5 protein-coding genes are annotated in these 3,924 nt (G+C 72.1%); 3 read left to right on the plus strand and 2 right to left on the minus strand.

The window, feature by feature from the left end; all coding sequences use genetic code 11:
* Nucleotides 1-25 precede the first annotated feature (25 nt).
* Nucleotides 26-751, minus strand: a complete 726-nt coding sequence (locus I5E_RS12445; RefSeq protein ID WP_022907269.1) for an MIP/aquaporin family protein — start codon at nucleotides 749-751, stop codon at nucleotides 26-28.
* Between the two features lie 312 nt (nucleotides 752-1,063).
* Here I5E_RS12445 and dhaK point away from each other — a divergent pair, with 312 nt between their 5' ends.
* The 3 genes from dhaK to dhaM are packed head-to-tail and all read left to right on the plus strand — an operon-like array spanning nucleotide 1,064 to nucleotide 3,444.
* Nucleotides 1,064-2,065, plus strand: coding sequence for a dihydroxyacetone kinase subunit DhaK (dhaK, locus tag I5E_RS12450; RefSeq protein ID WP_031262554.1), 1,002 nt, complete (start codon nucleotides 1,064-1,066; stop codon nucleotides 2,063-2,065).
* A 33-nt stretch (nucleotides 2,066-2,098) separates the two neighbouring features.
* Nucleotides 2,099-2,725, plus strand: coding sequence for a dihydroxyacetone kinase subunit DhaL (dhaL, locus tag I5E_RS12455; RefSeq protein WP_022907271.1), 627 nt, complete (start codon nucleotides 2,099-2,101; stop codon nucleotides 2,723-2,725).
* On the plus strand, nucleotides 2,722-3,444 hold the full coding sequence (gene dhaM / locus I5E_RS12460; RefSeq protein WP_022907272.1) for a dihydroxyacetone kinase phosphoryl donor subunit DhaM: 723 nt from the start codon (nucleotides 2,722-2,724) through the stop codon (nucleotides 3,442-3,444). The genes dhaL and dhaM overlap by 4 nt, the downstream gene beginning before the upstream one ends.
* 34 nt (nucleotides 3,445-3,478) lie before the next feature.
* On the opposite strand, the gene I5E_RS12465 is transcribed toward dhaM, so the two are convergent.
* Nucleotides 3,479-3,924 (minus strand): TetR/AcrR family transcriptional regulator C-terminal domain-containing protein (locus I5E_RS12465; RefSeq protein ID WP_022907273.1); only part of this gene is annotated, 446 nt, incomplete at its 5' end.

Raw genomic sequence — 3,924 nt, forward strand, 5'->3', positions numbered from 1 at the left:
GCTCGGGTGGTGGGGGTGAAGACGATCAGGAAGCGATCGGCAGCAGGAAGGTCGAGAGGCCGGCCGCGAGGGCCCCGCCGACGAGCGGTCCGACGACCGGGACCCAGGCGTACGCCCAGTCGCTCGAGCCCTTGCCCTTGATCGGCAGGAAGGCGTGGGCGATGCGCGGACCGAGGTCACGTGCCGGGTTGATGGCATAACCGGTCGGGCCACCGAGGCTGACACCGATCGCGATCACGAGGAAGGCGACCGGGACGGCGCCGAGCTCGGCCGGGGTCTTGCCGTTGGTGAAGGCGAGCACGACGAAGACGAGCACGAAGGTGCCGATGATCTCGGTGACGACGTTCCACCCGTACGAGCGGATGGCCGGGCCGGTCGAGAACACGCCGAGCTTGGCGGCCGCGTCGGGCTCCTCGTCGAAGTGCTGCTTGTAGGCGAGCCAGACGATGACCGCACCGATGATCGCGCCGATGAGCTGGGCGATCCAGTACAGGAACATCTCCCCGACCGTGATCTTGCCGAGGATGGCGAGCGCGAGGCTGACCGCGGGGTTGAGCTGGCCGCCGGAGCTGTAGGACACGGTGACACCGGCGAAGACCGCGAAACCCCAGCCGATCGTGACCATGAGGAAGCCGGCTCCGAAGCCCTTGGACTTCGTCAGCGAGACGGCGGCGACGACGCCGCCACCCAGGATGATGAGCATCGCCGTGCCGACGAGCTCGGACAGGAAATTGACGCCGATGCCGTCCATCGGTGACCTCCAGTGCGTGAGGGTGGGGGTCCGGTGGTACAGCGCCGGCACTCCCCGTTGAGTGATTGGGGCCGAGCATACTGACGGGCATCGGCGGATCGCGACGCATCGGTGAGGGAAGTGCGCGATTGTGCACGAACGTGCACGGACCGTGTGCGCTCGCGCATCCCAGGTCGGTGGGCACCCCTCGGAGGCGTGCACGAACGTGCACACGGCAGGAACGGTCGCCCGGGGTGGCGATGTAGATTGAGGGCACTCCGGTCGACGACGGCGGTGCTGCCTCGCGATCGCCCGCACCCCGTGGAGGTCAGCATGAAGAAGCTCATCAACGATCCGCAGGCCGTGGTCGACGAAACCGTCCGCGGGTTCGCCCGCGCACACGCCGGACACGTCGTCCTCGTCGAGGACCCGATCCACATCCACCGCGCGGACGCCCCGGTGTCGGGCAAGGTCGGGATCGTCAGCGGTGGCGGCAGCGGGCACGAGCCCCTCCACGCCGGGTTCGTCGGACACGGCATGCTCGACGCCGCGGTGCCCGGGCCGGTCTTCACGAGCCCCACCCCGGACCCGATCGTCGCCGCGACGAAGGCCGTCGACGGGGGAGCTGGCGTGCTCCACATCGTGAAGAACTACACCGGGGACGTCCTCAACTTCGAGACCGCCGCCGAGCTCGCCGGCATGGACGACATCCGGGTCGAGTCGGTCGTGGTGGACGACGACGTCGCCGTCCAGGACTCGCTCTACACGGCCGGCCGGCGCGGAGTCGCCGGCACCGTCGTCGTCGAGAAGTGCGCCGGCGCCGCAGCCGAGCGCGGCGACGACCTCGACGCCGTCGCCGCCGTGGCGCGGCACGTCAACGACGTCACCCGCTCGATGGGGCTCGCGCTCGCCTCCGGCACGGTCCCGCACGCCGGCGAGCCGTCGTTCACCCTCGCCGACGACGAGGTCGAACTCGGCATCGGCATCCACGGCGAGCCCGGCCGCGAACGCATCCCGATGGCGCCGGCCGACGAGCTCGTCGACCGGGTGCTCGAACCGATCCTCACCGACCTCGCCGCTCCCGCCGGGTCGAAGCTGCTGCTCCTCGTGAACGGCATGGGCGGCACACCGCTGTCCGAGCTGTACATCGTGTACCGACGCGCCGCCGAGGTCCTCACCGACCGCGGCCACGACGTCGCGCGTAGCCTGGTCGGCGACTACGTGACATCCCTCGAGATGCAGGGGTTCTCGCTCACCGTCACGGTGCTCGACGACGAACTCACCGCCCTCTGGGACGCACCGGTGGAGACCCCGGCACTGCGCTGGGGACGTTGACCCACCGCCCACCCTCCAGGAAGGAACACCGAATTGGCGCTCGACACCGCATGGGCCATCGACTGGGTCCGACGCACCGCCGCCACGATCGACGACCACCGGGCCGAGCTCGTCACGCTCGACCGCGAGATCGGTGACGGCGACCACGGCGAGAACCTCGACCGGGGCTTCCGCGCCGTGCTCGAGGCCGTGGACGCCGGTTCCTTCGACACCCCCGGAGCCGTGCTCAAGGTCGTCGCGACGAAGCTCATCTCGACGGTCGGCGGGGCCGCCGGGCCGCTCTTCGGGACCGCGTACCTCAAGGGAGCACAGGCTGCGGGCGACGAGACGGAGCTCGACGCCGACACGCTCGTCCAGGTCCTGACCGCCGCGCGGGACGGCATCGTGTCGCGGGGCAAGGCCGCCGTCGGCGACAAGACGATGGTGGACGCCTGGTCGCCCGCCGTCGACGCCGCGGCCGCCGCCGCAGCAGCCGGCGAGGCACCGGAGCGGGTGCTGGCGGCCGCGGCGGACGCCGCCGCCACCGGCGCCGAGTCGACCGACCCCCTGGTCGCCCACAAGGGTCGGGCCAGCTACCTCGGGGAGCGCGCGGTCGGGCACCGTGACCCGGGTGCGCAGTCGACGGTCTACATCCTCCGTGCGGCCGTGGACGCCGCGTGAGCGTCGGCATCCTGGTCGTCTCGCACAGCGCGTCGATCGCGACCGGCACCGTCGAGCTCGCCCGGCAGATGGCCGCCGACGTCCCGATGGTCGCCGCGGGCGGCACGGACGACGGCGGGATCGGGACCTCGTTCGAAGCGATCACGGCCGGCATCGAGGAACTGGGTGCGGCCGACGCCGTGGTCGTGCTGTGCGACCTCGGGTCCGCCTACCTCACGACCGACACCGCGCTCGACTTCCTCGACGACGACGCCCGGGCGCGCGTGCACGTCTCGCCGGCTCCGCTGGTCGAGGGGACCGTCGCCGCGGCGGTCGCCGCGCAGACCGGCGGCGACGTCGACGCGGTCCTGGCCGCTGCCGCGTCTGCCGCAGCCTCCGGGACGGACGCGAGCCGTGCCTCCAGTGCGTCCGACGACGGTCCTGGAGGCGCGGCACCGGTCTCCGGGACGCCGCCCGTCGACGAGGCGGCCGCGTCCGAGACGGTGGAACTCGTGAACGAGAGCGGGCTGCACGCCCGGCCCGCCGCGGAGTTCGTGAAGACGGCCGCGAAGTTCGCGGCCGCCGTGCGGGTGAACGGGGTGGACGCCAAGAGCCTGCTCGCGATCATGGCGCTCGCGCTGCCGAAGGGGGCCACCGTCACGATCGAGGGCACCGGGCAGGACGCCCCCGAAGCAGTCGACGCCCTGGTGACGCTCGTCCGTTCCGGCTTCGGCGAGTGACCGGACCCGTCCGGATTCCAGCGAGGCGCCGGATCTAGCGGATCTCGCGGATCTCGCGGATCGAGACGGTCCCGGCGAGGTCGAGGTCGGACGGGCCGCCGGTGACCCCGGCGTCGGCGAGGAGCGTGGCGCCGAACACCGCGCTCCAGAACGTCCGTGCGTCACGACCGACGCCGCTCCCGCTCGTCCACCCGTGCTCGATGACGACCCGCTCGAGGTAGCGTTCCGACTGGCGGAACAACACCTGCAGGAGCAGCCGGACCCGGTCGCGTTGCGCGGCGTCGTCGCCCGCCGCGGCGAGGGCCCGGACGACGAGCGGGGTCGACGGCATCGCGAGGGCGGTCCGCGCGAGCACCCGGCGGAAGGCCTCGGCGCTGCCGGCTCGACGCCCGGCGGCCTGCAGGCGCGTGGTGTCGCGGAGGAAGAGCGCGAACGCGGCATCGAGCACCAGGCGGTCTTCGAGCCGTAGGGTGCGGATCT

The organism is Curtobacterium sp. B18, assembly GCF_000333375.1.
In the GTDB taxonomy this organism is placed as follows: Bacteria; Actinomycetota; Actinomycetes; order Actinomycetales; family Microbacteriaceae; genus Curtobacterium.

Coding starts and splice junctions, on each gene's coding strand:
- dhaK (WP_031262554.1), top strand. CDS start 1,064: ATGAAGAAGCTCATCAACGATCCGCAGGCCGTGGTCGACGAAACCGTC.
- I5E_RS12445 (WP_022907269.1), bottom strand. CDS start 751: ATGGACGGCATCGGCGTCAATTTCCTGTCCGAGCTCGTCGGCACGGCG.